Annotated in this window: 26 protein-coding genes and 1 pseudogene; 9 read left to right on the top strand and 18 right to left on the bottom strand. The window is 60.7% G+C overall.

What is annotated here, in order from left to right:
• Window positions 1-194: 194 nt before the first annotated feature.
• Window positions 195-2,048, top strand: a complete 1,854-nt coding sequence (locus H040_RS24990) for an ABC transporter ATP-binding protein (RefSeq protein ID WP_027919286.1) — start codon at window positions 195-197, stop codon at window positions 2,046-2,048.
• A 176-nt stretch (window positions 2,049-2,224) separates the two neighbouring features.
• On the opposite strand, the gene H040_RS24985 is transcribed toward H040_RS24990, so the two are convergent.
• Window positions 2,225-2,488: a DUF2790 domain-containing protein gene (locus tag H040_RS24985; protein ID WP_027919285.1), complete on the bottom strand. Its 264-nt coding sequence runs from the start codon at window positions 2,486-2,488 to the stop codon at window positions 2,225-2,227.
• Window positions 2,489-2,816: 328 nt separating this feature from the next.
• Here H040_RS24985 and H040_RS24980 point away from each other — a divergent pair, with 328 nt between their 5' ends.
• Window positions 2,817-4,043, top strand: coding sequence for an MFS transporter (locus H040_RS24980; protein ID WP_027919284.1), 1,227 nt, complete (start codon window positions 2,817-2,819; stop codon window positions 4,041-4,043).
• Between the two features lie 419 nt (window positions 4,044-4,462).
• Here H040_RS24980 and arsH read toward each other — a convergent pair whose 3' ends face one another.
• The 4 genes from arsH to H040_RS24955 are packed head-to-tail and all read right to left on the bottom strand — an operon-like array spanning window position 4,463 to window position 7,328.
• Window positions 4,463-5,164: an arsenical resistance protein ArsH gene (gene arsH / locus H040_RS24970; protein ID WP_027919283.1), complete on the bottom strand. Its 702-nt coding sequence runs from the start codon at window positions 5,162-5,164 to the stop codon at window positions 4,463-4,465.
• Between the two features lie 13 nt (window positions 5,165-5,177).
• Complete coding sequence (locus H040_RS24965; RefSeq protein ID WP_027919282.1) at window positions 5,178-5,648, bottom strand: arsenate reductase ArsC; 471 nt, start codon at window positions 5,646-5,648, stop codon at window positions 5,178-5,180.
• A 28-nt stretch (window positions 5,649-5,676) separates the two neighbouring features.
• Window positions 5,677-6,960, bottom strand: a complete 1,284-nt coding sequence (locus tag H040_RS24960; RefSeq protein WP_027919281.1) for an arsenic transporter — start codon at window positions 6,958-6,960, stop codon at window positions 5,677-5,679.
• A gap of 20 nt (window positions 6,961-6,980) precedes the next feature.
• Window positions 6,981-7,328: a metalloregulator ArsR/SmtB family transcription factor gene (locus H040_RS24955; RefSeq protein WP_027919280.1), complete on the bottom strand. Its 348-nt coding sequence runs from the start codon at window positions 7,326-7,328 to the stop codon at window positions 6,981-6,983.
• A gap of 304 nt (window positions 7,329-7,632) precedes the next feature.
• On the opposite strand from H040_RS24955, the gene H040_RS24950 reads away from it, so the two are divergent.
• Window positions 7,633-7,887: a hypothetical protein gene (locus H040_RS24950; protein WP_081784298.1), complete on the top strand. Its 255-nt coding sequence runs from the start codon at window positions 7,633-7,635 to the stop codon at window positions 7,885-7,887.
• A gap of 131 nt (window positions 7,888-8,018) precedes the next feature.
• Here H040_RS24950 and H040_RS24945 read toward each other — a convergent pair whose 3' ends face one another.
• The 3 genes from H040_RS24945 to H040_RS24935 form a co-directional block, all read right to left on the bottom strand.
• Entirely contained in the window at window positions 8,019-9,185 is a 1,167-nt protein-coding gene (locus H040_RS24945; RefSeq protein ID WP_027919279.1) for a DUF2314 domain-containing protein, read from the bottom strand.
• Window positions 9,186-9,246: 61 nt separating this feature from the next.
• Window positions 9,247-9,651 carry a DUF2251 domain-containing protein gene (locus H040_RS24940; protein WP_027919278.1) on the bottom strand — a complete coding sequence of 135 codons (405 nt, stop codon included), beginning with the start codon at window positions 9,649-9,651 and terminating at the stop codon, window positions 9,247-9,249.
• Window positions 9,652-9,790: 139 nt separating this feature from the next.
• Entirely contained in the window at window positions 9,791-10,561 is a 771-nt protein-coding gene (locus H040_RS24935; protein ID WP_027919277.1) for an IclR family transcriptional regulator domain-containing protein, read from the bottom strand.
• A gap of 145 nt (window positions 10,562-10,706) precedes the next feature.
• Between H040_RS24935 and H040_RS24930 the strand changes: the two genes are divergently transcribed.
• The 5 genes from H040_RS24930 to H040_RS24910 all read left to right on the top strand — a co-directional run bounded on the left by H040_RS24930 (window position 10,707) and on the right by H040_RS24910 (window position 16,867).
• On the top strand, window positions 10,707-11,531 hold the full coding sequence (locus H040_RS24930) for a shikimate dehydrogenase family protein (RefSeq protein ID WP_027919276.1): 825 nt from the start codon (window positions 10,707-10,709) through the stop codon (window positions 11,529-11,531).
• The gene (locus tag H040_RS24925; protein WP_027919275.1) at window positions 11,521-13,248 is read left to right on the top strand and encodes an FAD-dependent oxidoreductase; all 1,728 of its coding nucleotides are present in this window, start codon (window positions 11,521-11,523) and stop codon (window positions 13,246-13,248) included. Before H040_RS24930 ends, H040_RS24925 begins: the two co-directional genes overlap by 11 nt.
• Window positions 13,233-13,553: an NIPSNAP family protein gene (locus H040_RS24920; RefSeq protein ID WP_027919274.1), complete on the top strand. Its 321-nt coding sequence runs from the start codon at window positions 13,233-13,235 to the stop codon at window positions 13,551-13,553. The genes H040_RS24925 and H040_RS24920 overlap by 16 nt, the downstream gene beginning before the upstream one ends.
• Window positions 13,554-13,650: 97 nt before the next feature.
• The gene (locus tag H040_RS24915; protein WP_256208079.1) at window positions 13,651-15,381 is read left to right on the top strand and encodes an FAD-dependent oxidoreductase; all 1,731 of its coding nucleotides are present in this window, start codon (window positions 13,651-13,653) and stop codon (window positions 15,379-15,381) included.
• A gap of 163 nt (window positions 15,382-15,544) precedes the next feature.
• Window positions 15,545-16,867, top strand: coding sequence for an MFS transporter (locus tag H040_RS24910; protein WP_027919272.1), 1,323 nt, complete (start codon window positions 15,545-15,547; stop codon window positions 16,865-16,867).
• Between the two features lie 99 nt (window positions 16,868-16,966).
• Here the strand turns inward: H040_RS24910 and H040_RS24905 are convergent.
• From H040_RS24905 to H040_RS27990, 5 genes and pseudogenes are all read right to left on the bottom strand, one after another.
• A pseudogene (locus H040_RS24905) lies at window positions 16,967-17,347 on the bottom strand (alpha/beta hydrolase); the annotation flags it as partial.
• A 466-nt stretch (window positions 17,348-17,813) separates the two neighbouring features.
• Window positions 17,814-18,341, bottom strand: coding sequence for a phenolic acid decarboxylase (locus tag H040_RS24900; protein WP_027919270.1), 528 nt, complete (start codon window positions 18,339-18,341; stop codon window positions 17,814-17,816).
• 173 nt (window positions 18,342-18,514) lie between these two features.
• Window positions 18,515-19,009, bottom strand: a complete 495-nt coding sequence (locus H040_RS24895) for a MarR family winged helix-turn-helix transcriptional regulator (protein ID WP_027919269.1) — start codon at window positions 19,007-19,009, stop codon at window positions 18,515-18,517.
• 103 nt (window positions 19,010-19,112) lie between these two features.
• The gene (locus tag H040_RS24890; RefSeq protein ID WP_027919268.1) at window positions 19,113-20,099 is read right to left on the bottom strand and encodes an aldo/keto reductase; all 987 of its coding nucleotides are present in this window, start codon (window positions 20,097-20,099) and stop codon (window positions 19,113-19,115) included.
• A 180-nt stretch (window positions 20,100-20,279) separates the two neighbouring features.
• Window positions 20,280-20,561, bottom strand: a complete 282-nt coding sequence (locus H040_RS27990) for a PaaI family thioesterase (RefSeq protein WP_335740032.1) — start codon at window positions 20,559-20,561, stop codon at window positions 20,280-20,282.
• Between the two features lie 384 nt (window positions 20,562-20,945).
• Here H040_RS27990 and H040_RS24880 point away from each other — a divergent pair, with 384 nt between their 5' ends.
• Complete coding sequence (locus H040_RS24880) at window positions 20,946-22,172, top strand: multidrug effflux MFS transporter (RefSeq protein ID WP_081784297.1); 1,227 nt, start codon at window positions 20,946-20,948, stop codon at window positions 22,170-22,172.
• 98 nt (window positions 22,173-22,270) lie between these two features.
• Here the strand turns inward: H040_RS24880 and H040_RS24875 are convergent, their stop codons facing one another.
• The 5 genes from H040_RS24875 to H040_RS24855 form a co-directional block, all read right to left on the bottom strand.
• Window positions 22,271-23,272 (bottom strand): NADP-dependent oxidoreductase, encoded by a 1,002-nt coding sequence (locus H040_RS24875; protein ID WP_027919266.1) that lies wholly within the window; start codon window positions 23,270-23,272, stop codon window positions 22,271-22,273.
• Between the two features lie 52 nt (window positions 23,273-23,324).
• The gene (locus H040_RS24870) at window positions 23,325-24,068 is read right to left on the bottom strand and encodes an SDR family NAD(P)-dependent oxidoreductase (RefSeq protein ID WP_027919265.1); all 744 of its coding nucleotides are present in this window, start codon (window positions 24,066-24,068) and stop codon (window positions 23,325-23,327) included.
• A gap of 26 nt (window positions 24,069-24,094) precedes the next feature.
• Window positions 24,095-25,081, bottom strand: a complete 987-nt coding sequence (gene acuI, locus H040_RS24865; RefSeq protein WP_027919264.1) for an acrylyl-CoA reductase (NADPH) — start codon at window positions 25,079-25,081, stop codon at window positions 24,095-24,097.
• Window positions 25,082-25,144: 63 nt separating this feature from the next.
• Window positions 25,145-25,999 carry an alpha/beta fold hydrolase gene (locus tag H040_RS24860; RefSeq protein WP_050437223.1) on the bottom strand — a complete coding sequence of 285 codons (855 nt, stop codon included), beginning with the start codon at window positions 25,997-25,999 and terminating at the stop codon, window positions 25,145-25,147.
• A 55-nt stretch (window positions 26,000-26,054) separates the two neighbouring features.
• Window positions 26,055-26,942, bottom strand: a complete 888-nt coding sequence (locus H040_RS24855; RefSeq protein WP_256208078.1) for an alpha/beta fold hydrolase — start codon at window positions 26,940-26,942, stop codon at window positions 26,055-26,057.
• Window positions 26,943-26,987: the final 45 nt, after the last annotated feature.

The following is a 26,987-nucleotide window of genomic DNA, read 5'->3' as shown; positions in this document are numbered from 1 at the left end:
AGGCGGACAGCGATAACCTCACAGGAATAATTGGCCCGAAAAAAATGTAGGAGCGGATTCATCCGCGATGCGCCGCGCGGGCGGCGCTCGATCTCACAGGCGCTGCAAATCCCCCGGCAGGCACCCGGTGGCCTTCACGCAATCCCACGACAACCTGTATGGTTGTTGCTGACGAGTAAACCCCGGAGACCCCCATGTTCCGTGCCTTCGAACGCTGGCTCGACCCCTTCCCGCCCGACGAAGTACCACCGCCCCCAGTCGGCCTGCTGCGTTTTCTGTGGGCCTGCACCCGCGGCGCCCGCGGCTACATCCTGGCGCTGGCACTGTTCAGCGCCGGGCTATCGATCTACGAAGCGTGGCTGTTTTCCTTCCTCGGCCAAGTGGTGGACCTGCTCTCCAACTGGCAGGCCGGCGGTGGTGTGAGCGCCGAAGAAAGCCGCGTTTTGTGGGGCGTGGGCCTGCTGCTGGTCGCCAGCATCGTGCTGGTTGGCCTGCGCACGCTGATGCAGCACCAGGTGCTGGCAATCAACCTGCCGCTGCGCCTGCGCTGGGACTTCCACCGGCTGATGCTGCGCCAGAGCCTGTCGTTCTTTTCCGACGAGTTTTCCGGCCGGGTCACTACCAAGGTGATGCAGACTGCACTGGCTGTGCGTGAAGTGCTGTTCACAGTGATCGAGATCGCCCCGGGCATCGGCGTGTACTTCATCGCCATCATCGCCCTGGCCGGCGGTTTCGCCGCCAAGCTGATGCTGCCGTTTATTGCCTGGCTCGCGTTGTTCGGCCTGGCCATGCTGTATTTCGTGCCGCGCCTGGGCAAGGTCGGCCAGGAACAGGCGCATGCGCGCTCGTCGATGACCGGGCGGGTTTCCGACGCCTACACCAACATCACCACCGTGAAGCTGTTTTCACACTCCAGACGCGAGGCGCACTTCGCCCGTGCGGCGATGGAAGACTTCAAGCAGACCGGCTTTCGCCAGATGCGCCTGGTAAGCCAGTTCGAGATCGTCAACCAGGCGCTGGTGGTCGGGCTGATTTTCGGGGCCGGCGGCTACGCCCTGTGGCTGTGGCACCAGGGCCAGGTCGGTACCGGTGCGGTGGCCGCGATCACGGCCATGGCCCTGCGCATCAACGGCATGTCGCACTGGATCATGTGGCAGATGACCTCGCTGTTCGAAAACATCGGCACCGTGCAGGACGGCATGGCCACCCTCACCCGCGGGCCCAAGGTGCAGGACGCGCCGAATGCCGGCGTGCTGGAAACCCGCGGCGGTGCCGTGACCTTCGACAACGTCAGTTTCAACTACAACGGCGAACGCCAGGTGCTCGATGGCCTGAGCCTGAATATCCGCCCTGGCGAAAAGGTCGGCCTGGTGGGCCGCTCCGGTGCGGGCAAGTCGACGCTGATCAACCTGTTGCTGCGTTTCTATGACGTGGACCGTGGCGAAATCCGCATCGATGGGCAGAACATCGCCCACGTCACCCAGGACAGCCTGCGCAGCGCCATCGGCATGGTCAGCCAGGACACCTCGCTGCTGCACCGCTCGATCCGCGACAACATCGCCTACGGCCGCCCCGAGGCGAGCGAGGCGCAAATCCAGCGCGCCGCGGCCAACGCCCAGGCCGACGGCTTCATCCGCCAGCTCAGCGACCGTGATGGCCATAGCGGTTACGACACCCTGGTGGGCGAGCGCGGTATCAAGCTTTCGGGCGGCCAGCGGCAACGTATCGCCATCGCCCGGGTGATGCTCAAGAACGCCCCGATCCTGCTGCTGGACGAGGCCACCAGTGCGCTGGATTCGGAGGTGGAGGTGGCCATCCAGGAGAGCCTCGACGAGATGATGCAGGGCAAGACGGTAATCGCCATCGCCCACCGGCTCTCCACCATCGCCGCCATGGACCGGCTGATCGTGATGGATGAGGGGCGCATTATCGAGCAAGGTACTCACAACGAACTGCTGGCGAAGAACGGTACCTATGCGCGGCTCTGGCAGCACCAGAGCGGCGGCTTCCTGGGTGAGGATCAGGGGGTGGCCGAGGCGCTGGAATAGCCCTCACGCCACCGCCATGACAGGCATGTCCGGTCGCCGAGCTGGTGCGCATTGCAGCATAGCTGTCGGGGCCCACTGCAAGTGTGCAGGGGGCCCCGGGTCAGGCATTCAGGTAATCTGTCTTACCAGTTCATGACCATGCTCCTCTCTGTTCAGGCGGGATGGGTGGCCGTTTTTCAGTTTTCACCGATGCAGTGGTCACCGAGGGTGCGGTAGTTCAGCACCTGGGTCTGCTCGTGCGAGTCGAGGTAGGTAAGCCGGGCATTGACCACTGCGCAGGTCGGCGTTGCATCCTGGCTGGTCGACAGCACTTTCTTGATGTCCAGCTGGGTGCCATAGGTGTAGTTGCGGACATTGTCGGCGGCTTCGGCACGGGCGGCCAGGGTGCAGACGTTCAAGGCGGCAAACAGGCAGGCGGCGTAGACGGCTTTGCGGTTCATGGTGATGCTCTCCGGGCTTCAATGGGTTTTGAACCGAGGCGTTACTGCTTCGCTTCGATGGAGCCCATTTAAAGCCCGCAACGTACCTGGCTTGTGTCACGATCCCTGCCGTATCAAATCACAACGTATCCGCAGCGCCGCTGGATACGCTGTGATACAAACTCGCGCCGCCTTCAGCGGGCGCTCTACCCGGCGCGTTCCATCGATCACACTGATGATTACTATCGAGCGGCTCGCCTGTCGACTCGCCAGTGCTGGCTTTTATAATCGCCTTCAATTTTCCCTCCCCCTCGCTTGCAACAGGCGACATCACCTTGGAATCAGGAACATGCCAAGCGTCAGTCAGGCCTCCCATGGCCTTCCCGAACATGATCAACAAAGCGTCAAACAGCAATGGCTGGCGATTCTTTCGGTCGCGGTGGGCGCCTTCGCCCTGGTCACCAGCGAGTTTCTGCCGGTGGGCGTGCTCAACGATGTCGCCAGTGACCTGGGCATCAGCGCGGGCCATGCCGGGTTGATGGTGACCCTGCCCGGCATCATGGCCGCCCTCGCCGCGCCGCTGCTGTCGGTGGGTATCGGTGCCATGGACCGGCGCTTTTTGCTGATCGGCCTGACGCTGGTCATGATCATCGCCAACTCGGTGGTGGCCTACGCCAGCGACTTCAGCCTGCTGCTGTTCGGCCGCGTGCTGCTGGGCATCAGCATCGGCGGTTTCTGGGCCACCGCCATCGCCCTTAGCGGCCGCCTGGCACCCAAGGGTGTGAGCGTGGCCCGGGCCACGTCGATCATCATGGCCGGTGTGACCCTGGCGACGGTGCTGGGCGTGCCCGTGGGTACCTGGCTGAGCGGCCTTATGGGCTGGCGCATGACCTTCCTGGCCACCGCACTGCTCGGCGTGCCGGTACTGTTGGCGCAGCTGTTCTTGCTGCCGCGGCTCAACCCGGACAAAGCCATTCACATCCGTGACCTGCCGGCGCTGTTCATCAACCCGCAAGCCCGGGTTGGCCTGATCGCCGTCCTGCTGATCGGCCTGGCGCACTTTGCCGCGTATACCTATGTCGCGCCGTTCTTCAAGCAGAGTTCCGGCTTCGATGGGCAGACCATTGGCTCGCTGTTGCTGCTCTACGGCGTGGCCGGGGTGGTCGGCAACCTGTTCGCCGGTTACGCCGCGAACCAGAGCGTGCGCCACACGCTGATGCTGGTGGCGGTGATGATCGGTGTCAGCACCGCCCTGTTCCCCTATTTCGCCACCGGCCTGACTGGCGCGGCAATGCTGATCGCGCTGTGGGGCTTCGCCTTTGGCGCGTTCCCGGCCTGCTCCAGCATCTGGATGTTCGTGGTGGCGCCCAAGGATGTGGAGCGCGGCATGCCGCTGTTCGTGGCGATGTTCCAGGTCATCATCGCGCTGGGCTCGTTCTTTGGCGGGCGCATCGTCGACCAGCTGGGCAGCTCGGTGCTGCTGAGCCTGGCCACTGCCCTGGTGGGTTGCGGTTTTGTCACGGTACTGGTGCTGGGGCGCAACGTCAGCAACAGCCTGGCGGCGCAAGCTGGCTGACGGGTAAAGGTCCACGGGTGAAAGGAAGGGGCGACGCGCACGCCCTCTTCTGATGGCATGCCTATCTGGAAAGTGGTCGCCACGAAGCGCCCACGGCTGGACTGCCAGTAGCAAGACGATTGCACTTCACCCGTAGCTGCCATTGCGAAAGCGATAGACCTGCTCATTTTTTCAGACCTTGCGCGATCTCGCTCCCACATGACTTTCTGATTTGCACGGAGCTGTGGGAGCGGGTTTACCCGCGAACACCGGCACAGCCGGTGCCATCCACCGCGGCGCCTGCTTCGCGGGTAAACCCGCTCCCACAGAGTACGCGTCGCGCTTTCGAAACCAGCCACCTTTTAGTGTCCGCTTTTGGTCGATAGCTGGCGTCTGCAAATGGCTACTACCGACCCAAAGCAAAGTCCCTGGGCATGGCCTCAGATCGAGCGCTGGTTGACTCGGGCAGTTAGTTGCTCGGCACTTTCCTTGCGTTCCGAATAGCGATCTACCAGGAATTCCTTGCTGTCACGCAGCAGAACGGTGAACTTCACCAGCTCTTCCATCACATCAACCACGCGATCATAGAACGGCGAAGGCTTCATGCGTCCGGCATCGTCGAACTCCAGGTAGGCTTTGGGTACCGAAGACTGGTTCGGGATGGTGAACATGCGCATCCAGCGGCCAAGCACGCGCAGTTGGTTGACCACATTGAACGACTGCGAGCCGCCACACACCTGCATTACCGCCAGGGTTTTACCTTGGGTCGGGCGAACCGCACCGAGCGCCAGGGGGACCCAGTCGATCTGCGCCTTGAACACCGCAGACATCGCGCCGTGGCGCTCAGGCGAGCACCAGACCTGGCCTTCCGACCACTGCATCAGATCGCGAAGTTCCTGCACCTTGGGGTGCTCGACCGGTACATCGTCCGGCAGCGGCAGGCCGGACGGGTTGAAGATGCGGGTCTGGGCGCCGAAGTGTTCCAGCAGGCGTGCGGCTTCTTCCACCAGCAAGCGACTGAAAGAGCGTTCGCGGGTTGATCCATACAGCAACAGGATGCGTGGTTTGTGCTCGCTGGAACGGGGCGCCGCAGGCGGCGTGTCGAACAGCGCGAGGTCGAGATTGGGCAGTGGCTCGGACATCTTTTCCTCCAGCTCAGAGCGTGCCGATGCGATCCAGCTCGCGCTTGAGCTGATCACGGTCGAGGCTATCGAAAGGCAGTGTGAAGAAGGCTCGGCAACGCGATTCGATGTGGGCCAACGTGGTATGGAAAGCCGCGTCGACCGATGCTTCGTCACCGACGACATCGGACGGGTCTTCCAGCCCCCAATGCGACTTCAGCGCGGGGCCGAAGTACACCGGGCAGGCTTCGCCGGCCGCCTTGTCGCAAACGGTGATGACGATATCCGGCGGGCTGCCTTCGAACGCATCGTTACCCTTGCTGCTCAGGCCTTCGGTTGATATACCGGCCTGACGGAGCGTACTCAGGCTACGAGGCAATACCTGGCCCTTGGGGAAACTGCCAGAACTGATGGCCTGGAAGCCTGCCGGGGCCAAGTGGTTGAACAGCGCTTCGGAAAGTATGCTGCGGCAGCTGTTGGCCGTGCACATGAACAGGACTCGCATGTCGGGCTCCTCCGCTTGGTCGCGGACGTCAGAGGCTCAGGCGCAGTGCCAGGGCCGAAAGGGTGATCAGCAAAACCGGTAAGGTCAGCACAATGCCGACCCTGAAGTAGTAACCCCAGGTGATGCGCATACCTTTGCGCTCCAGTACGTGCAGCCACAGCAGTGTGGCGAGGCTGCCAATCGGGGTGATTTTCGGGCCCAGGTCGCAGCCGATGACGTTGGCGTAGATCATCGCTTCACGGACCAGGCCCTCTGCGCCGCTGGCCTGGATCGACAAAGCGCCGACCAGTACGCTGGGCATGTTGTTCATCACCGAGGACAGCAGCGCAGAGACAAGACCAGTGCCAAGGGCGGCGCTCCACAGCCCTTGCTGTGCAAGCCAGTCGAGCAGCTGGGTGAGCATGTCGGTGAGACCGGCGTTTTTCAGGCCGTACACCACCAGATACATCCCGAGGGAGAAAATCACTACCTGCCAAGGTGCTTCGCGCAGCACTCGACGGGTAGCGATGCGGTGGCCGCGCGCGGCGACGGTAAAGAGCACTGCTGCACAAGCGGCGGCCACCGCACTGATCGGGATACCGAGCGGTTCGAGCGCGAACAAGCCTGCCAGCAACACCACCAGCACCCAGCCACCGACCTTGAAGGTGGCGCGGTCGTGAATCGCCTCGCTCGGCCTCTTCAATACATCGAGTGCGTACTGCCTGGGGATGTCACGACGGAAAAACAGCAACAGCACCACCAGGGTGGCCGCCACGCTGGCGAGATTCACCGGCACCATCACCGAGGCGTATTCAGCAAAGCCCAGGCCGAAGTAGTCAGCCGAGACGATGTTGACCAGGTTGGAGACCACCAGCGGCAGGCTCGCCGTATCGGCAATGAAGCCAGCAGCCATGACAAAGGCCAGCGTCGCGGTGGGCGTAAAACGCAACGCCATCAACATCGACATGACGATGGGCGTGAGAATCAGCGCCGCACCGTCGTTGGCGAACAGTGCCGAGACGGCAGCACCGAGCAGCACGCAGAAGGCGAACAGCCGGTAGCCACTGCCGTTTGCCCATCGCGCTACATGCAGGGCGGCCCACTCGAAGAAACCAGCCTCATCCAGCAGCAGGCTGATGATGATCACCGCGATAAAGGTTGCAGTGGCGTTCCAGACAATGGCCCAGACGGTTGGAATGTCGTGCAAGGACACTGCACCGACCGACAGCGCAATAATTGCACCCAGTGCGGCGCTCCAGCCGACCCCAAGCCCTTTGGGCTGCCAGATGACCAGCGTGAGGGTGAAGACAAAGACAGCAACAGCTACCAGCATGAGAATCTCGCTCGGTGATATCAGCAGCAGGCAGCATCACGGACGGGGCGGCCATCCATGTTTTTCAGCCGAAGGGTGTTGTCTGCCAACCACTGTGAATTGGCCTGCAAGGTGACTTGCAGCATCTCGTGTACCCACGCCGGTAGCTCTGGATTGAGGCGGTAATACACCCACTGACCCTGGCGGCGATCCAGCAGCATGCCGTTGCTGCGCAACTGCGCCAGATGGCGACTGACCTTGGGCTGGCTGTCGTCCAGCGCGCACATGAGTTCACAGACGCAGAGCTCTCCCAGGCTGGCGATCAGCAGGGTGGCACGAACACGGGTCTCGTCAGAGAGGCTCTTGAAAACATCAGGTGGGGAAATCATGGCGGCACCAAAACATATGGAAAGCCGAATATACGGATTTGCATATGTTAAATGCAAGTACATCTGCGATGGCAGACATCATCCGCGACGATCACCGTGAAGTCGGCACTGGGCCAGAGTGTGAGCGCGCCAATCACTGTCAAATGAGAGCCGGACAAAACCGGGGCCGCTTGCCGGCCCCCGGCGACGAAGGCCTGATGCACGCCAGTGACACGCCGCGTCATTGAATCGTCCCGATGAGTCATATTGATGACTCCCGCTCTTCAGGCTAATACTAAGGTATCTGCCTGGGGAGGCACGAATCATGCAAACGAGATTTGTTATCGTTCCAGCTGTGCCAGTCGAAAAACAATCCTTTCATTCCGGATCCCGGTTTTATGCTGCAACCGTGTCAGGTGGCTACGACATCTACGACAACCAGGAGAAATTACGGCTAAAGCCAAGCTACGCAACCAAGTCGCTCGCCGAAGCCGCACGCGTGAAGCTGAACAGCGAATGCCGTAATCCAGACGAACTGTTCCCCTTCTTACGGGTGGAATGCGCCGTAATCGACCGGTGACTGCGAGTTGCGCTGCGAGTTATCGCTGGCAGCACGCGGTCGGTGCGCGAGAAAGGAGTCCTGAGGGCTATGGCAGATTGACGCACAACTCAAGCAGGGAACTAGCCCCAACGTGTCGCGGTTGAGACCGACTAGTGACCGATGACGTAGCGCTGAACCTGATCATGCAATGCACAGGCAACCAGCAGCGCAGCCAGCATGGCGCCAATGTCCAATGCCCGGCTCGCCCCCCACTGCGGTGTGCGCTGGCGCAGCTTGAAGTACCCGGCGCCGTTGCTGCAGAGGGCCCCGGAGCTCAGGATCAGAACGGCAGCCATGAAATCCAACTTGCCTGCCACTTCCACTGCCTGCCCTGCCCTGGCGCTATTCACGGGAACGACGACCAGGAAGTAGAGCCAGGCAAGCGCGACTGCGACCAGCACTAGCCCGACAGGCCTCAACGAAAAACCTTTGGCCTCACTCGGCTCAGGCTCATCGGCCCCCTCACCTTGCAGCAACCGCGCGATGCGTGGCCAGCCGGCTTCACGCGCCAGTACCTGCGAGGTCTGGCCAATGCTGTTGGCCGCCAGCGGATCGGCCCCGTGGCGCAACAGTGCCTGTACCACTGGGTAGTTTCCCGCCAGCACTTCCCGATGCAGGAGCAGCCAGCCGTCATCGTCGAAGTCGGTGATCATGCCGGGGTACTGCTGCAAAGCCTCTTCCAACTTTTCACGCATGTTCAAGGCCATTGGATGGTCGCCTTGTTCCAGATACGCCAGCAGCTGCTGGTCTGCCTCGCTGCTCAATGCCCGCGAAAGCCGCAAGGGCGCCTGCCCCTCTGCAGCGGGAACCAGTTCGACGGAACCTGGCTCGCCAAAGTCCAGGCCCCACGCCGCGTCATGCCCGGCTCGCTCGTCGTCGGCCATGCTGCTGCGCAACGCATCGACGGTGAAACCACCATACACGCGCCCATCAAGCACGAACATCCAGTCGTTGAGTGCTGCAAAAGGCAGCGATACCGGGTCGCCGGCCTTGAACGCTGTAGCCCAGCGAGGTTCGTTCATCAACACGCCGGTGATCGTTTTACCGTCGAAGTCGATATCGCTGACCCACATGTTTTCGACCACGGGGATATCCGGGTCATCCGGATCAAGCATGAAGGACATCTTGACGGCAGCCATGTCGAGGCACTTGACGATGCGACGTGCCTCCCATGACATTTCCCGCCAAAAGAACTTGAAGGTTGCCTGGGCGCTGGCCACGGCTTGCTTCAATGCCTGGCTTTCGCCTTCGACGCTGTAGATCATTTGCTCCGTCATGAGCCGCTCGTCCTTGTGCCTGATCCAGATAGGTTGTTGCCAAGTCCCTCCTTAAAGACGGTCAGGCAAAATGCTGCAGTGCGCTGTCATCCCATTCATGGCCTGCGTGCGACCAGCCATTGTCCATCGGCAGCGGGAAGCCGGTACGGCAATGCCCCTGCCTAGCTTCGAAGTCGAAGACCGCATGCGGGTAGTCGTTGATCAGCAGCAGCGCCTTGCGGTGGTCCTCGGACCAGGCAATCTTGACTATCGAGGGTTTGTCCCGATCCGCAACGCTCTCCACGTCGTAGATGTGCAGCGCATTCTGGATCGGGTTGCCGGCGCCCGAGGTATCCAGGGCATAGAAATAGCCGGTTTCTTCGTCGTCCTCGAACACCACGACATAGGGCCCTTCCCCGGCGGGCGCCTCGACCACCAGGCCGTTCCCTACAAGCAATTCGTTCTGCGCAGCAAGATAGGCAGGCATGCGGGCAATCCTTTTGCTGTATGAGAAGGCTTGATCATGCCCAGCAACGAATGCCCGCTGCAAGCGAATCTGAAGCAGGCACTGCAACACCGCGCTGCACCGGCCTGGGATCAGATAGCCGCTTGCAAGCGAGCCAGCCTTAATCCAGCACCGGCTTGAGCAATGCCTGCGCCTCATACAGCGTCGCCAGGTAGCGCAGGCGCATTTCGTCGATGCTCAAACGCGAAGCATGAGTAGTGATCGTCAAGGTCGCCTTCAGCTGGCCGCTGCGGTCGAGTAGCGGCACGCCCAGCACGCGCATGCCGATTTCGTATTCCTGATCGACGATGCTGTAGCCCTGCGTCCTCACCTGCTGCAACTCCGCCGCCAGCAGCGCCCTGTCGGTCTGGGTGTAAGGCGTCAGCGCATTCAGGGGGTTACGCGCAAAGTACTCCTCGCGCTGCCCCTGCTCCAGCCACGCCAGCCAGACCCTGCCACTGGCCGTGCAGTACATCGGCACCCGTGACCCCGGGCGGATCGACATCGAAGCGATGTGGCTGTACCGGCTGCGCACCAGGTGGATGATCTCGTCGCCATCACGGCTGCCCACCGACACATGCTCCTGGGTCTGGCGCGCAACCTGCTCGACGATCGGCCGCAGCATGCGTGGCAACTGCGCCGAATCAACATAGGCCTGGCCGATGCGCAGGGCCTTGGGCGTCAGCCAGTAATGGCGGTTGTCGGTTTCGGCAAAACCTTCGTGGACCAGGGTCAGCAGAAAGCGCCGTGCAGCGCTGGGGGTCAGGCCGGACAATTTGGCCGCCTGGGGCACGCTCAGGCGGGGTTGCTCGGCACTGAACAGTTGCATCAGCGCCAGGCCTTTCTGCAGGCCGGCGATGAGGTCGCGGGGATGGATCTGGGGCTGGGACATGAATTCGGCTCGTTGAAAAGGGCGCTTAATGCGATTACCGACAGATGACTGCGATTATCGCAGCAAATGCCCGATCAGCGCATTGTCGGCTAACCCGCCCCGCACCAAGCTTGCCTCCACAACAACAGCCATAACGGAGGTCAGCATGATCCGAGGTTCGACAGAACTGGTTGCCATCGTCGGTTCACCCATCGCCCAGGTGAAGTCGCCGGAAAACTTCAACACCTGGTTCGCCAACAACGCACGCGACCTGGCGATGCTTCCCATCGACCTGCAGGAAACGGCGCTGGGCGCCTTTGTCGACAACCTGCGTGGCTGGCGCAACCTGCGCGGCTGCGTGGTCACCGTGCCGTACAAGCAGGCCCTTGCCTCACGGCTGGACGGGCTCAGCGAGCGCGCCCAGGCCCTGGGCTCGGTCAACGTGATCCGCCGCGAAGGTGACGGCCGCCTGGTGGGTGACAACGTCGATGGCGCGGGCTTCCTCGGCGCCACCCGCCAGCATGGCTTCGTGGCCACCGGCAAGCGCGCGCTGGTCGTGGGGTGTGGCGGGGTCGGCAGTGCGATCGCCTATGCGCTGGGTGAAGCAGGCATCGCCAGCATCACCCTGAGCGACCCCAGCAGCGAACGCGTCGGTGTGCTGGGTGAAGTGCTCGGCAATGCCTTCCCCAAGCTGGAAATCGCCAGCCTTTTCGGCTCACTGGACGCCTTCGACCTGGTGGTCAACGCCTCCCCCGTAGGTATGGGCCACAGCGGCGAACTGCCTGTGCCGGCGACGCTGCTGGAGACGCTGAAAGCCGCCACGCTGGTGGCCGACGTGGTCACCTCGCCAGAAATCACCCCACTGCTGCAAAAGGCGCGCGAGCGCGGCTGCCCGATCCAGACGGGTGCGCAAATGGCCTTCGCCCAACTGGGCCACCTCGGCGCCTTCATGGGCGTCACACCGCTGGAGATTTGCAGCCATGAGCGCTAGCGAACCAGCGGTATTCGACCTGGTCGTCCTCGGCAGCGGCGCCGGGGGCTTCGCCACTGCCGCCACGGCAGCCCGCCGCGGGCTGAAAGTGCTGGTGGTAGAAAAGGCCGAACGCTTCGGCGGCACCTCGGCGATTTCCGGCGGTGCGGTGTGGATCTACGGCAGCGATCAGGCCCGGGCAGCTGGGGCCAAGGACTCCGCCGAGGCCATGCGCACCTACCTGAAGACGATCATTGGCACAGGTTACAACCCGGCGCTGGTAGAGGCCTTCATCGAGCAGGGTCACCAGGCCCTGCGCTGGCTGGAGCAAAACACCGAACTGCGCTACGGCCTGCGCCCGCATTCACCGGACTACTACCCCGACGAACCCGGTGCCACCGAGTTCGGCCGCGCCCTGGAGATGGTCGAGTACGACGGTCGCCACCTGGGCACACGCTTCAAGGACCTGCAGATGCCACCGCCCGGCATGCTGCTGTTCGGCGGCATGATGGTCAACCGCGTGGACATCCAGCACTTTCTCAACCTGCGCCGCTCACCCGCCTCGCTGTGGCATTGCCTGAAACTGATGGCACGTTATGCGCGGGACCGCCTGCGCCACCCACGGGGTACCCGCCTGACCACCGGCAACGCGCTGATCGCACGCTTGGCCAGCAGCGCCTTTGCCGACGGCTGTGAACTGTGGCTGCGCAGCGAGGCAAAGGAGTTGATCGTAGAACGCGGTGTGGTAGCTGGCGTAGTCGTACAGCGCGAAGGCCGACTGCTAAGGGTGCAAGCCAGGGGTGGGGTGGTCTGCGCCATGGGTGGTTTTGCCGCCGGCAAACTGGCTGCGGGCTATCGGCCGGATGCCACGGCAGCTCACCTGAGCATGTCCCCGCCAACCAACGACGGTGCTGCCCTGCGCCTCGGCGAGGCGGTGGCGGCGGCACAGGGCGAAGGTCTGGCGGCCAATTTCTTCTGGGCGCCAGTGTCCGAATTGCGCCATGCCAACGGCGAGCGCGAGCGCTTCCCGCACCTGGTCACCGACCGCGCCAAGCCCGGGGTGATCGCGGTCGGCCCGGCCGGGCATCGTTTTGTCAACGAAGCCAACTCGTACCACCACTTCGTACAGAGCATGTTCGCCAACGCTATGGGCCATTGCTGGCTGATCTGCGACGCCGAGGCGATGAACCGTTATGGCCTGGGCCTGGCACGGCCCAAGCCGGTGGACAACTCGGCGCTGATCGCAGCCGGCTACCTGCAGCGCGCTGCCAGCGTACCAGCCCTGGCCGAGGCCATCGGTGTCGATCCACAGGCCTTGCAGCAAACGCTGGAGCGCTTCAATGCCGACGCCGGTAACGGCATCGACCGCGAATTCGGCAAGGGCGGCAACAGTTACAACCGCTACATGGGCGACCCGCAGCGCCAGCCCAACCCGTGCCTGGCGCCGCTGACCAAGGCGCCGTTCTACGCCATCCGTATCCATACCGGCGACCTCGGTTCGGCACGCGGGCTGGTCACCGACGCCCATGCCAACGTGCTGAACCGCAGCGGCGCGCCCATTGCCGGGCTGTATGCCGTGGGCAACGACATGAACTCGATGATGAACGGCACCTACCCCGGCCCCGGTATCACCCTCGGCCCCGCCCTCACCTTCGGCTGGATCGCTGCCAGCCATATCGCCAAGCGCCTGCAGGCGCCAGCCACCCCCCTGGAGAAACCCGCATGTACTACGAACTGAGAACCTACACCCTCGACCCGCTGAAGATGGCCGACTGGCTGGCCCTGTACCAGAGCCATGCGCTGGAGGTGCAGAGTGAGCACCTGGGCAACCTGGTGGGCTTCTTCACCAGCGAGTTTGGCGAGGTCAACCAAGTGGTGCATCTGTGGGCCTACGCCAGCCTCGACGAGCGCATGGCGCGCCGTGCCGCGATGGCCGCCGACCCACGCTGGGCAGAGTTCTCGCGGCGCAACCGGGAGCTGGGCGCGGTGGTGCAGCTGCAATCGCGGCTGCTGCGGCCCACGGGTTTTTCGCCGCTGCAATAACCTGTGCCGCAGGTTTAACGGGGAGCATGTGTAGCAACTGCCCTGCTCCATTTCCAAGACCGGCGCGATCCCTGTGGGAACGCGCCACCTTTCAGAAATTGAGCAAGGCAGTTGCTTACACAAGGCTCTCGCTAGACGCCAAAAGGATCTATGCATGCAACCCCTCGAATGTGACGTACTTGTCATCGGCTCCGGTGCCTCTGGCCTGGCGGCCGCGGTTACCGCCGCGCATCACGGCCTGAAGGTGATCGTCGCGGAGAAGGCCTGCCAGCTTGGCGGCACCAGCGCCTGGTCGGGGGGCTGGCTGTGGATTCCGCGCAACCCGCTGGCCGTCGCCGAAGGCATTGTCGAACGCGACGACGCCCCGGAGCGCTACTTGCGCGCCCAGACCCACACCACCGAACTGGACCCACGCCAGCGCGCCTTCCTGCACCATGGCCCGCAGATGGTAGCGTTCTTCCAGCAACACACCACCGTGCAGTTCCAGTCCGGCAGCAAGATGCCCGACATGCGTGAAGGCGATGGCAGCGCGCATGGCGGGCGTTCGCTGTGCGCGCTGCCGTTCGACGGCCGGTTGCTGGGCCCGTGGCTGCACAAGCTACGCCCGCCACTGGACATCGTCAGCCTGGCCGGCATGGGCATCGCCGGGGGTGCGGACATGGCCGCCTTCTTCAACGCGCGCCATTCGCCCAAAGCCGCGCTGCACGTGGGTAAGCGCCTGCTGCGCCATGGCCGCGACCTGCTGTTGCAGCGCCGTGGGCTGCAGCTGGTCAACGGCAACGCCCTGGTCGCGCGCCTGCTGCGCAGTGCCTTGGACCTCGGCGTGACGCTGGTCACCGACAAAGCGGCTGCCCGCTTGCTCGGCGATGGGCATATCGACGGTGCGCAGTTCGCCGATGGCCAGGTGATCCGTGCACGCCGGGGCGTGGTCCTGGCCTGTGGCGGCTTCGCCCATGATCGCCTGCGCATCGCCCAGTTGATGCCCCATGCGCCCGATGGCGAGCAGCACTACTCGGCCGCGCCACTGCAGAACAGCGGTGATGGCTTGCGCCTGGGTGAACAGGTCGGCGCCCAGCTTGGCCCCGCGCTCGCACAGGCCGGCGCCTGGGCGCCGGTATCACAGGTACCGCGCCCTGACGGCAGCTTCGGCCACTTCCCGCACCTGATCGACCGCGCCAAACCCGGCTTCATCGCCGTGCGCCGCGACGGCCGACGTTTCGTCAACGAAGCCGATTGCTACCACGATTTCATGAATGCGCTGTTCGCCGCCACGCCCCAGGGCGAAGCGCACGAAGCCTGGCTGATCTGCGACCATGCCGCACAACGGCGCTATGGCATCGGCTGGGCCAAACCTTTCCCCTTCCCAACCGGTTTCTATCAGCGCCGCGGCTACCTGTTCAGCGGTCAGTCCCTGGCAGAACTGGCGCAGCGCTGCGGGATCGATGCCGAACAACTGCAGCGCACCGTGGCCGACTTCAACCGCCATGCCGCACACGGCGAAGACCCGGCCTTCCAGCGCGGCGCCTCGGCCTACAACAAGGCCCAGGGCGAACCGCTGCATGGGCCCAACCCATCGTTGCGGCCTTTGCTGCACGGGCCTTTTCATGCAGTGAAGCTGCTGCCAGGCAGCCTCGGCACCTTCGCCGGCCTACACACCGATGCCTCGGCACGCGTGCTCGATCACGCACAGCAGCCGATACCCGGCCTGTTCGCGGTCGGCAACGACATGCACAGCGTGATGGCGGGGCATTATCCTAGCGGTGGCATCACCCTTGGGCCGGGCATGACCTTCGGTTATCTGGCTGGCAAGGTGCTGAGCCGCCTGTGAGCGCGCCGCTATTGTTCGGTTATCGAACAATTGCCCCCTCCAACGAATTGACGCTCGCCGATTCACTGCCCACCATGCACCGGCCTTGCGTGTAGCCCCTGCCTGGGGCCAGGTCACGTTCGAGAAACCGCAGTTCATTACAATTTCAAGAAACGACCAGGATATGAACCACTCCAAGCTCACTACCGCCAGCCCTCGGCTGCCGTCCGCCGGCATCGGCGACAAGATCCGTGGCGCCTTCGCCGTCGGCAAGACCCGCTGGGGCATGCTCGCCCTAGTGTTCTTCGCCACCACCCTGAACTACATCGACCGCGCCGCGCTCGGCATCATGCAGCCAGAACTGGCCAAAGCCATGAGCTGGACGGCGATGGACTACGCGAACATCAACTTCTGGTTCCAGGTCGGCTATGCAGTCGGCTTCCTGTTGCAGGGCCGGCTGATCGACAAGGTCGGCGTCAAGCGCGCGTTCTTCGCCGCCGTACTGCTGTGGAGCCTGGCCACCGGCGCCCACGGCCTGGCCACTTCGGCGGCCGGCTTCATGGTCTGCCGCTTCATCCTCGGCCTGACCGAAGCGGCCAACTACCCGGCCTGCGTGAAGACTGTGCGCCTGTGGTTCCCTGCCGGTGAGCGCGCCATCGCCACCGGCCTGTTCAACGCCGGCACCAACGTCGGCGCCATGGTCACCCCGGCCCTGCTGCCGTTGATTCTCACCGTCTGGGGCTGGCAGGCCGCGTTCATCGCCATGGGCTGCCTGGGGCTGGTCTGGCTGGTGTTCTGGGGCCTGAAGTACTTCAACCCCGAAGAGCACCCACGGGTACGCCAGAGCGAGCTCGACTACATCCAGCAGGACGTCGAGCCAGCGGCAGCGCGCCTGCCCTTCAGCCGCATCCTCGGCATGCGCGGCACCTGGGCCTTCGCCGTGGCCTACTCGATCACCGCGCCGGTGTTCTGGTTCTACCTGTACTGGCTGCCACCGTTCCTCAACCAGCAGTACAACCTGGGCATCAGCGTGACCCAGATGGGCATCCCGCTGATGCTGATCTGGCTGACTGCCGACTTCGGCAGCATCGGCGGCGGCATTCTCTCCTCGTGGTTGATCGGCCGCGGCGTACGCGCCAGCACCGCGCGCCTGGTGTCGATGCTGATCTTCGCCTGCACCATGGTCAGCGTGACCTTCGCCGCCCATGCCAGCGGGCTGTGGATCGCGGTGCTGGCCATCGCCCTGGCGGTCGGCGCGCACCAGGCCTGGACAGCGAATATCTGGAGCCTGGTGATGGACTACACGCCCAAGCACCTGATCAGCACGGTATTCGGCTTCGCCAGCATGTGTGCAGCGGTTGGCGGGATGTTCATGACGCAGATCGTCGGCAGCGTGCTGATGGCGACAAACAACAACTATGCCGTGCTGTTCACCATGATTCCGGCCATGTACTTCCTGGCGCTGATCTGGATGTACTTCATGGCGCCGCGCAAGATCGAAGCCTGAACAACGCGGTTTCCAGTTACCTCGATGGGGCCCTGACGGGCCCTTTTTTTCATGCGTGCACGAGGGGCCTGCGCTGGCCTAATCGCCGGCGGCCGGCCCCGCACTGAAGTCTTCGGCGTAGATGTCCGCTGATACCAGCTTACGTGGACGCCCGTCACTTTCGCCCCAGAAGGACAAGACGATGGCAAGGGTAACGAAGCCCTGTTCAGCCAGTTTCTGTGCGTAGAGATTCGAGCTTTGCTCCTTCACCGCCCCCATTGGGTGCCCGACGATGATGGCAGGATGCTTGGCAGTGACGCTCTGTTTTCTCGGGAGGTACACGTTGCCGACAGTAGTCATCTGGAACTGGTTTTTGAAGGATACCTGTTCGAGTGAGACCTGCTCACTCTTGTAGAAATTGTTGGCTCCCTAGGACAATTCGGCGGCTCCCGAAGTGAATGGCGTGACCATCAAGGCAAACGCAACGCATAAAGTCCTCATGCACATCTTCCTGTCTGCTCAGAATGGAAGTGAATCGAGTGGCCTTCATTGCCAAGAACATTGACCCTCTCGCCTGTCCCTTATCTTCTGCGCGTAAGCCGGCGGATCAGTAGAGCAAACGGTCAGTTTTCTTGCCTAAATGTCCAGACCGTACGCTTCGGGCATGGACAGCTGGAGTGACGCGGAAGTAGTGTTTTGCCACACGATGATCGGCATCCTCACCATGGCCCCCACCGCACCGCTCTGCGCAAGCACGAACCCACTGGCCACCCTGTGCAGGGAAGCGCGACATCGCAGAACTACGCTCAAGTGCAGAGAGAGCTGTCGCCGTCACTTCTGGGATTTCTTAAGGCTCAGCTTTCGAGAGGCCAGTCAATTTGGGAGGGCAGGAGAAATCATGCCAGGGAATACGCTCGAATGGTCATTTGCCCTCCCCAACGTATGCTATGAGCGCTCCAACTAGCACTCAATTTTGTCTATCGAGAAAACCATCTGGAAGTTGCCCGGGCGCAGCATTTATAACTTCATCATTATCGGCTCCGCGCTGCTCCATGAATGTTATCTTGGCGAATTCACTGATAATGACATAAGGGTACGCGGGGCCCTCGTCTCGAAATCGATTCATGTCCTCAATAAAGTCATTTTGGTAGCAAATTGTTTTTTCCGGGTGCTGCCCTTCTCCAGCAATCCATTGGGGGAAGAAAATTGTTCCATGAAGTCGGCGTTGCGCAACGTCGAACAAAAGGCTCACACAGGTTCCGGTCGGCTCATGCCAATCCACTTTGAAAAGATCCGGGCCGACTTGTACCAAGGTCATCGCTTGATGCGTTACCCACCGTCCGCCGACTAGACCCTGATGAATTCGGTAGTCACAAGTGTGCGCATTACGAGCGTACCATTCATATTTCCAGCCATTGGCATACGTATAGATGAAGTGGGTACCGATGAAAGATGACAAATCCTGAGCCGGTTCTATATCAGTGATATTTTGCATGGAAGCTCCTCTTTCCCTAGAACAGAAGGGTGATCGCGACTTGATCGCCTGGGCTGATTCCTATGATCGGATATAATATTGAACCCTAAATGACGTAAACATATGATTGAACACAGCTTCTTGAACACGATGATTCAGGCTAGCAGGGCGATGCTGCCTTCGCCAGTCGTCCTTCACGTATGAAAGCTGGGCGGCAAGGCTGATCGGGGTAGACTCGATTCGCTCGCCCCATCAACTTCGTCATCCAGGCATTTAATACCGGCATCCAAAATGGCGTGCAACGCCGCGACGGTCTCTAAGCCCAGTTTTTCATTCAGGGCACCTTGAGCTTTCTTCCAAGCCCTCTGCCCCTCCGCCTGTTTAGCTCGCCCAGCCTCAGTGGCTACCACAACCCGGCTCCGGGCGTCACTTCCCGCTTGGATTTCAATCCACCCATGGGCCACTAATGGCTGTGTGTTGCGGGTCAACGTCGACGCATCCATTTGCATGCGCTTAGCAAGATCACCTGGACGGATTGGCCCAAGCCTTACGACATAGGAGAGCAATGCGTACTGGGTATTTTTCAAACCGGTTGCAGCGACGTAGCCATCGTAATGCCGAGTTACCATCCGCGTCAGTTGTCTGAGCTTCAGGTTGGTACAGCCTTGAGGCTTGCGAATGTTTTCCATGAGACAGACTTGCACCTACAACTGTTGTATATGCAACCCTATCCCAAAGTCCCTTAGCCAACAAGAACATCAGGCTGACAAGCACATCGGGACAGCTGAAAGCTTATTTTCCACCCCACACGACTGGCGTTCGTGCCGAGGCTGCCGGATTCAAACTGCTCACGATATCCAAGCGATCGATCTGCTCCGGTGTCATTTTCAGCTTCAGGGCAGCAAGGTTATCCAAAAGGTGAGACAGCGACCGTGGCCCGATGATTGGGACTGAACCGTGAGTACCTGCCCAGGCGAGTGCAACCTGGCCTGGGGTGACGCCCAGCTCCTCGGAGACCTTGATAACAGTGTCCAGCACCTCAGTTCTCTGGGCCGAGTTTTCAGCCTGGAACACTTTCCCGCCAAGCGCTTGCGCACGCCCCGCTTCGCCTTTGCGGTATTTCCCGGTCAACAACCCTCCGCCCAGAGGCGACCACGTCACCATGCCCAAGTTGAAGGCCTGTGATGCAGGAAAAATATCTGCCTCGGGCTCGCGGCGCACCAAGCTGTGCTCAAACTGAACCGCAGCAATTGGCAGGGAGCGGGTCAGCTCAGCAATCGTCACAGCCCTGGAGAGCTGCCATGCAGAGAAATTCGACAAGCCGGCGTACAGAATCTTGCCGGCCCGTGCGAGATCATCGAGGCCACGCAGGATTTCATCCAGGGACGTTACACCGTCCGGGTGATGCACCCAATACATGTCGATTCGATCAGTCCCTAGCCGCTTCAGACTTGCCTCAACCGACGCAACCATTGCCTTACGGCTATTACCCGTCACCAGGCGGTTGGCATTGGAGTTAGCACCGCTTGTATATTTTGTGGCCAAGACGAAATCTTCGCGGCGACTTTTCAGCAACTCACCTAAAAGCTGTTCAGACTCGCCAAATTGGTAGATGTCGGCCGTATCAATGAAATTGCCGCCCGCTTCTGCATAAGCATTAAAGAGGCTCTTGCTGACTTCTGGATCGGCACCATGGCCCCAGCCCGTGCCAAAATTGCCTGTTCCAAGGGCTACCTGGGATACCCGCAACCCAGTGTTTCCAAATGCAACGTATTTCATATAAAAACTCCGAATCTAGAATGCGCTATATTCCACGCCTCTGAGCAGTTAACCGTGAGACCTTGAAAGTGTGCATAAAGCCTCCCCGCCTAGAGAGGTAGTTCCGAACAGCAGGTGTTGTTCCTTCAACTATGAACGTGATTCAAGCACCGAAACCGGTCAACTTATCCCGCCAGCCGGTCAGACGCGATTATCGAAGATCAAACACGTTGTAGTGGCGTGCGCATAAAGCTTGCCATCGGGGCCAATAATACGGCCCTCTGCTATCGCGACCTGCCGCCCTACCTGTATGACCTTCCCTTCTGCACGCACCACTGCAACATCCGCAGTCAAGGCCCTCACCCTATTCACCTTGAGCTCCAGGGTCGTATAAGCCTTCCCGGCAGGTAGCGTGGTGTGGATCGCGCACCCAACCGCTGAATCGAGAATCGTTGCATACCAACCTCCATGAACCGTTCCCATGGGGTTGTAGTGACGTACCTGCGGGCGGCCCTGAAAAATAGCCTAACCCGGGCCCATTTGAATGGGTATGAAGATGAGGGTGTCTCCCATCGGTGGTTGTGGAAGTTCCGCCATCGAAAATCGCGTTGAATATCTCCATACCGGAACGACTCGCGACCTCTTCGGCAGATGCAACGCCGGGAGATATGAGGCGAGCTCGAACCCTCTCCTCTTCAGCAAGCCAGCGAACACTTTCGTCGGATCCACCCATTGGCTCCCCCCTCACCAAACAGTTGCATATACAAATGTTGCAGATACAATAATCATGGATCGGCGTCGCAGCAAGCCCCTTCTCCACTCAGGCTACGCGAGGCACGGAATTCATTAGCGAGAGGCAAACAGCGCATGAGCGACGACCCAATGCCGCAGGTTACTGCTAGCCGAGCCGGTAGCTCGATTCCTGCTTCGAACCTCACGACGCTGCACACAGGTGCTGTGCTGCTCCTCGCAGCGCTCGCAGCCATGGGGGCGCTGGCAACGAACATCATCCTGCCCGCATTCCCTTCAATGGCGCGCGACCTGGGGGCCTCGATCAGCCAGGTGAGCGGAACACTGAGTAGCTTTTTCCTGGTTTTCGGATTGGGGCAGTTGGTAGTGGGCCCACTATCAGATCGCTTTGGCCGGCAACGCCTGGTGCTGTCCGGCTTGGCCGTTTTCATGGTCGGAAGCGTCGTATGCGCACTGGCAGATTCGCTGCCGGCGCTCATTGCAGGACGGAGCATTCAGGCGCTGGGCGTGTGCGCTACAGCAGTGTTGTCACGGGCCATCGCTCGTGACCTGTATGACGGTGAAGAACTGGCACGAGCCCTCTCCTTAACCATGATCGCAATGGCAGCTGCTCCGGGTTTTTCCCCATTGATCGGCGGCATTTTGAGTGATGCTATGGGGTGGCGAGCCTTATTTATCATCATTGCGATGGTGGCGTTGGTACTCGCGCTGATTTACAGCAGGCGCCTGGGAGAGACACATTTACCCGACAATCGCTCGCCGCTGTCGATAGGGGTAGTCTTTCGCGGCTATGCCGCGCTGATCAGCGACCGCAGGCTGATGTCACCAGGCCTGGCTGTAAGCTTGGTCATCGGCGCGCTCTACGCATTCTTTTCCATGGCCCCGGCGATCCTGCTCACAGGGTTCAAGTTGTCGTCACTGCAGTTTGGGGTTTTCTTCGCCATGACAGTGGTGATCGTTTTCACCGCAGGCTTGATCGCACCTCGCTTGGCCAACCGCTGGGGACAAATGACAGTGGCACGCATCGGCTTGGTGGTCGCCCTGGCCGGCAGCCTGGTTCTACTGTGCGGCCCAACCGACTTCAAGTTCTTCTGCATTGCACTGAGCATTTTCCTTCTTGGTATGGGTCTGTTTAACCCTCTTGGCACCGCTATCGCGCTTCATCCATTTGGCAAACAGGCGGGCGCAGCCTCAGCGCTACTAGGCTTCATGCAGATGGGGTGCGCTGCCCTCGCCATCACCTGCGGCACCCTGCTCACCTTGTCCGCGTATGCGGCGCTTGGAGTGGTACTCGTGAGTGCCATTATCACAGCATTCGTGTGCTTCTTGACCGCCGAGCAATGATCAAAGCGGGAAACGTCCCATATGGCTGAGGAGCCATGCGAGGACGAAACTTCAGCCATAAAAAAGGGGAGCTTTCGCTCCCCTTTGTGCTCAGGTGATCACCTCACCTTCACCACCACCTTACCTTTGGCTCTGCCTTGCGCGACGTATGCCAGAGCATCACGTGTCGAATCCAATGGGAAGGTGCGATCCACTACAGGCTTGATAATCCCAGCCTCAACCAGCTTGGCCAGATCAGCCAGTTGCGCACCACTCTCCCTCATGAACAGAAACGTGTAGCTGACGCCCTTCTGCTCAGATTTTTTCCTGATCCCACGGCTGATCAAATGAACGATCTGCTTGAACAGCCAAGAAAGGCGAAGCTGCTCAGCAAACTCAGGCGTGGGTGGACCAGAGATGGAAATCAACTGACCACCTGGCTTCAGTACCTGGAGGGATTTTTCGAGAACGTCTCCCCCCAGCCCACTGAGCACAACATCGTAATCACTCAGCTGCGATTCGAACTGCTGGGTCTTGTAATCGATCACCACATCGGCACCCAGCGCCTTAACCCACGGCACATTGACGGTACTCGTGGTGGTGGCGACGAATGCTCCCAGGTGCTTGGCGACTTGGATGGCGATGCTACCGACGCCACCGGAACCGGCATGGATCAGAACCTTGTGCCCTGGTTGAACGTTGGCCATTTCCGCCAAAGCCTGCCAGGCTGTGAGCGCCACCAATGGCAGCGAAGCCGCCTCCTCCATGCTCAGATTGGTAGGCTTGGACGAGACTGCCGCTTCGTTGACGGCCACGAATTCCGCAAAGCCGCCCATACGCGCCTGATCTACACGTGCGTAGACCTCGTCGCCCACTCGGAAGCGGCTGACTTTCCCACCGATCCGTTTTACGGTGCCAGCGACATCGTTGCCCAAGATCAGGGGCATCTTGAAAGGCAGAATCAACTTGAACTCGCCCTTCCGAATTTTGATATCAAGAACGTTCACGCTTGCAGCGTGGGTCTCAATCAGAACATCGAAATCACCCACCTTTGGCTCTGGCACTTCAGTGATATCACCAACGACGTCTTTGCCGTAGCGATCAATCAGAAACGCTTTCATATCTTCAACATTCCAAAATGTAGAGGTGCCCGACGTGCAGGTGATCAGGCAATCACCAACTTTCTTTGAACGGCCTAAGGTCGAGTTCTTGAGTCCAGGCGGATCGTGGCTGGCAATGCAACGTCCAGTAGTTCTCAGCAATCGCCTCGTATCCCAACAGCCCTTCTTCCCCGATGCTCTCCACCCTGGCCGGGGCGGCATTTCGCAGTCGGTCACCCAGGATGCCACCATCGATCACAACGTGAGCAACATGAATGCCCTTAGGCCCATACTCGCGCGCCATGCTCTGGGAGATCATTCGCAATCCCGCCTTGGCGGCGGCAAAGTGGGCAAAGCCAGGCTTGCCCCTCAAGCTTCCAGAAGCACCGGTAAAAATCACGGTGCCTCGGCCAAGAGGAACCAGCCGCCTGGCTGCTTCTCTGCCAACGAGGAAGCCGGCGTAGCAGCCTACTCGCCAAAAGTCCTCGAACTGGCTGGCCGTGAGCTGAGTGAAATCGATCAAGGCGTTATTGCCCGCGTTGAAGACCACGACGTCGGCAGGGGCTCGGCCCGCGCCTGGAGACATCGCAAGGTCAAACGCTGCGATGACTTGCCCTTCGACGGTGACATCAGTCTGCAACGCTTCGGCGCTCCCGATGCCGGAACGCCGAATATCTGCAACGACTTCCTCGATCTTTTCCAAGGTTCGGCCTGTAACAATGACGTGATACCCCTCTTGGGCAAAACGCTTACAGACCGCTCCTCCAACACCTCGGGTAGTGCCAACACCGAACACGATTGCAGTAGGCTGACTCATTTATCCGACTCCTCGAAGTGATGGCCTCACTCGTTCACGTTGACCACAGTACGTCCACGCACTTTCCCTTCGAAAAGCTCGCGAACAACACGCGGTACATCTGCCAAACCAATGGTTTGGACGGTCTGACCCAGCTTGTCCAAATCGAGGTCGCGTGCCAGGCGAGACCACGCTTGAAGGCGCACTTCACGCGGTGCATTCACCGAGTCGATGCCGGCGAGTGTGACGTTGCGCAGAATGAAGGGCAGCACCGACCCAGGAAGATCAGCGCCTTGAGCCAAGCCGAAGGCGGCTACAACGCCGCGATATTTCGTTTGGGCCAGTACATTGGCCAAGGTGTGGCTGCCCACAGAATCGATCGCACCGGCCCAACGCTCAGCCCCGATTGGGCGACCCGCTTCAGACAGCGTATGACGGTCGATGACCTCAGCGGCACCGAGAGACTTGAGGTAGTCCGACTCGCTAAGACGACCTGTTGAGGCGACCACTCGATAGCCGAGCTTCGACAGCAGCGCGATAGCGATAGAGCCAGCACCTCCGTTGGCCCCGGTCACCAAGATATCGCCACGCTCGGGAGTCAGCCCGCCATGCTCGAGTGCGAGCACGCTCAGCATCGCTGTGTAGCCAGCGGTTCCGATGGCCATGGCATCTTTGGTGGTGAATTCATTCGGGATTTTGACCAGCCACTCACCCTTCACCCGGGCCTTTTGAGCAAAACCACCATGGTGGCTCTGGCTAAGCTCCCAGCCATTTGCGAGCACCCGATCTCCTGCCTTGAATTCCGGGTTGCTCGACTCGATGACGGTACCGGCGAAGTCGATCCCAGGGATCAAGGGGTAACTGCGCACCACACCACCGCGACCGGTGAGCGCCATCGCATCTTTGTAGTTCACCGTGGAAAACTCCACAGCGACGGTAACGTCCCCTGGCATGAGATCCCCTTCGGAGAAATCAACCACGTTCGACGAGACCGATTCGCCCTCTTTGGTCAGAAGCAGCGCTTTGAATGTCATGAGTAACTCCTTCAGCAAGAAAAGCGGGAAGCCCCCGCGTTTCTTCAGATGCAAGTGAATGGATCAGTCAGCAAGGAAGGCGAGCGCTTTCGCAGAGAAGTCAGCGTGGTTCTGGAAAATCCCGCCGTGGCCTGCGTCCTCGTAAATAACCAGGGTAGAGCCGGGAATGCGCTCTGCCATATCGCTGCTCAGTTCGGACGGAACCATGATGTCCTGGTCGCCGTTGGCGATAAGCACTGGAATATTCAAGCTAGCCAAGTCCTGCGGCGCTTGCTGGCCCCAAGCCTGAATGGCTTGAAGTTGATGACCGAATACTTCCTGGGTGACAGGAACATCGCGGTCGGTCTGGCGCTCAAGCATGGCCTTCAAAAAAGCGTTGGCAGCCTGCTGGCTCGTCTCACTCGAAGTGAAGAAGAGATAGGTCTTCGGATCGATCCCTTCGGACGTCGCCCTCTCAATCAGCGGCATGGACACTACGGCGACCTGGTCAATGTCCTTACCCCCTGCAGGGCCAGTGCCGGTCAGAATCAGTTTGCGCACTAGGCCGGGTTGGGTGATCGCGATCTGCTGAGCAACAAAGCCACCCAACGAGAAGCCGAAGAGGTCGACCTTGTCGAAGCCCAGCGCCTTGATAAACGCCACGCAATCGCGGGCCATTTCTGCGACGGTGAGCGGTGCAACGCCACCAGACAAACCAACGCCGCGATAGTCCGTGGTGATCACATGGTGATGCTTGGCCAACTCATCGACGATGCGTGGATCGAAGTTGTCGAGAACGGCCCCCCAGTGGTTCAGGAGGATGAGGGGGACACCACCTTTGCGTCCCAGCTCACGGTAAGCGAAGGCAACACCATCGACCTTGAGAGTCTTGTTGGGTGCAGCGATGTACTTGATTTCAGTGTCAAAAGACTGAGTCATGTGGGTAATCTCAAATAGGGGACGGTCCGCTTGCAGCAGCCCGGCAGGCGTGGTCTTACTCTTCCAGGAATTGGAGCGCGTGCTTCAGGAAGCGCTCGGGGTATTGGAAATGAGCGGCGTGACCGGAGTCGGGGTAGATCAGCAACTGGGCATCGGGGATGTTCTGCACCAAGTTCCACGAATTGATCGAAGGGATCATGACGTCGTCGACGCCATTGACTACCAAGGTGGGCTGCTTGAGATCGTGGAGGTAGGAGAAGCGGTTCTCTCCCTGCGCCGACTGGACATAGGCTGCAAAAGCAGCGCCCTGGGCCAGGGCGACGTCAATGGAGCTTGGGGTGTCCTGATCGGAACGCTGATTGCGCCGTTCCCAGAAACCCAGGCCTGCTGTTTTGGCAGTTTCCGAACGACCGAAGAAAAGAAACAGGAAGTCTTCGATGGTCGGAACGGGGTTGGAAGCGGCCTCTCTCACACCCTCCGCCATGGTTGGATCACCGCCGCGCAGTCCGGTGCCGATCAGCAGAAGCTTGCGTACCAACTGAGGGTGACGAAGTGCCACCTCCTGAACCTGCAGACCACCGATTGAGAACCCCAGCAGGTCGACTTGGGTCAGCCCCAGAGCCTTGACGGCTGCTGCGATGTCATCCGCCATTTGCTCAATGGTCGTGGCCGGTGTACCCGACGACGACGCTACACCCCTTCCGTTCAGCAGGATTACTTCACGTCCAGCAGCCAGACCATCAGTGATGATCGGATCCCAGTGATCGAGCCCGCCACGGAAGTGGGCGATGAAGACCAGGGGCACACCAGAAGGGTTACCCCAGCGACGGTAAGTGAAGCTGTCACCGCCTACTTCAACTGTACGGGTCGGAACGGTGAGATGGGTATAGCTCATGAGTTTTTGCTCTCTCGGTGGAAGACATGAGCTAATGATGATGATCATAATCTTACCAGTCAACGCCTTTGATGATGAATATCATCAATGTAT

Source organism: Pseudomonas sp. URMO17WK12:I7 (assembly GCF_003269045.1).
In the GTDB taxonomy this organism is placed as follows: Bacteria; Pseudomonadota; Gammaproteobacteria; order Pseudomonadales; family Pseudomonadaceae; genus Aquipseudomonas; species Aquipseudomonas putida_J.
This window is presented reverse-complemented; position numbering and strand designations above follow the sequence as displayed.

Coding starts and splice junctions, on each gene's coding strand:
- H040_RS24935 (WP_027919277.1), bottom strand. CDS start 10,561: ATGTCCCAGCCCCAGATCCATCCCCGCGACCTCATCGCCGGCCTGCAG.
- H040_RS24860 (WP_050437223.1), bottom strand. CDS start 25,999: ATGACTCAGTCTTTTGACACTGAAATCAAGTACATCGCTGCACCCAAC.
- H040_RS24955 (WP_027919280.1), bottom strand. CDS start 7,328: ATGATTTCCCCACCTGATGTTTTCAAGAGCCTCTCTGACGAGACCCGT.
- H040_RS24950 (WP_081784298.1), top strand. CDS start 7,633: ATGCAAACGAGATTTGTTATCGTTCCAGCTGTGCCAGTCGAAAAACAA.
- H040_RS24920 (WP_027919274.1), top strand. CDS start 13,233: ATGTACTACGAACTGAGAACCTACACCCTCGACCCGCTGAAGATGGCC.
- H040_RS24900 (WP_027919270.1), bottom strand. CDS start 18,341: ATGCAAAATATCACTGATATAGAACCGGCTCAGGATTTGTCATCTTTC.
- H040_RS24925 (WP_027919275.1), top strand. CDS start 11,521: ATGAGCGCTAGCGAACCAGCGGTATTCGACCTGGTCGTCCTCGGCAGC.
- H040_RS24980 (WP_027919284.1), top strand. CDS start 2,817: ATGCCAAGCGTCAGTCAGGCCTCCCATGGCCTTCCCGAACATGATCAA.
- H040_RS24960 (WP_027919281.1), bottom strand. CDS start 6,960: ATGCTGGTAGCTGTTGCTGTCTTTGTCTTCACCCTCACGCTGGTCATC.
- H040_RS24895 (WP_027919269.1), bottom strand. CDS start 19,009: ATGGAAAACATTCGCAAGCCTCAAGGCTGTACCAACCTGAAGCTCAGA.
- H040_RS27990 (WP_335740032.1), bottom strand. CDS start 20,561: ATGGGAACGGTTCATGGAGGTTGGTATGCAACGATTCTCGATTCAGCG.
- H040_RS24855 (WP_256208078.1), bottom strand. CDS start 26,942: ATGATCATCATCATTAGCTCATGTCTTCCACCGAGAGAGCAAAAACTC.
- H040_RS24945 (WP_027919279.1), bottom strand. CDS start 9,185: ATGACGGAGCAAATGATCTACAGCGTCGAAGGCGAAAGCCAGGCATTG.
- H040_RS24940 (WP_027919278.1), bottom strand. CDS start 9,651: ATGCCTGCCTATCTTGCTGCGCAGAACGAATTGCTTGTAGGGAACGGC.
- H040_RS24890 (WP_027919268.1), bottom strand. CDS start 20,099: ATGAAATACGTTGCATTTGGAAACACTGGGTTGCGGGTATCCCAGGTA.
- H040_RS24870 (WP_027919265.1), bottom strand. CDS start 24,068: ATGAGTCAGCCTACTGCAATCGTGTTCGGTGTTGGCACTACCCGAGGT.
- H040_RS24985 (WP_027919285.1), bottom strand. CDS start 2,488: ATGAACCGCAAAGCCGTCTACGCCGCCTGCCTGTTTGCCGCCTTGAAC.
- arsH (WP_027919283.1), bottom strand. CDS start 5,164: ATGTCCGAGCCACTGCCCAATCTCGACCTCGCGCTGTTCGACACGCCG.
- H040_RS24875 (WP_027919266.1), bottom strand. CDS start 23,272: ATGAAAGCGTTTCTGATTGATCGCTACGGCAAAGACGTCGTTGGTGAT.
- acuI (WP_027919264.1), bottom strand. CDS start 25,081: ATGACATTCAAAGCGCTGCTTCTGACCAAAGAGGGCGAATCGGTCTCG.
- H040_RS24990 (WP_027919286.1), top strand. CDS start 195: ATGTTCCGTGCCTTCGAACGCTGGCTCGACCCCTTCCCGCCCGACGAA.
- H040_RS24930 (WP_027919276.1), top strand. CDS start 10,707: ATGATCCGAGGTTCGACAGAACTGGTTGCCATCGTCGGTTCACCCATC.
- H040_RS24965 (WP_027919282.1), bottom strand. CDS start 5,648: ATGCGAGTCCTGTTCATGTGCACGGCCAACAGCTGCCGCAGCATACTT.
- H040_RS24910 (WP_027919272.1), top strand. CDS start 15,545: ATGAACCACTCCAAGCTCACTACCGCCAGCCCTCGGCTGCCGTCCGCC.
- H040_RS24880 (WP_081784297.1), top strand. CDS start 20,946: ATGAGCGACGACCCAATGCCGCAGGTTACTGCTAGCCGAGCCGGTAGC.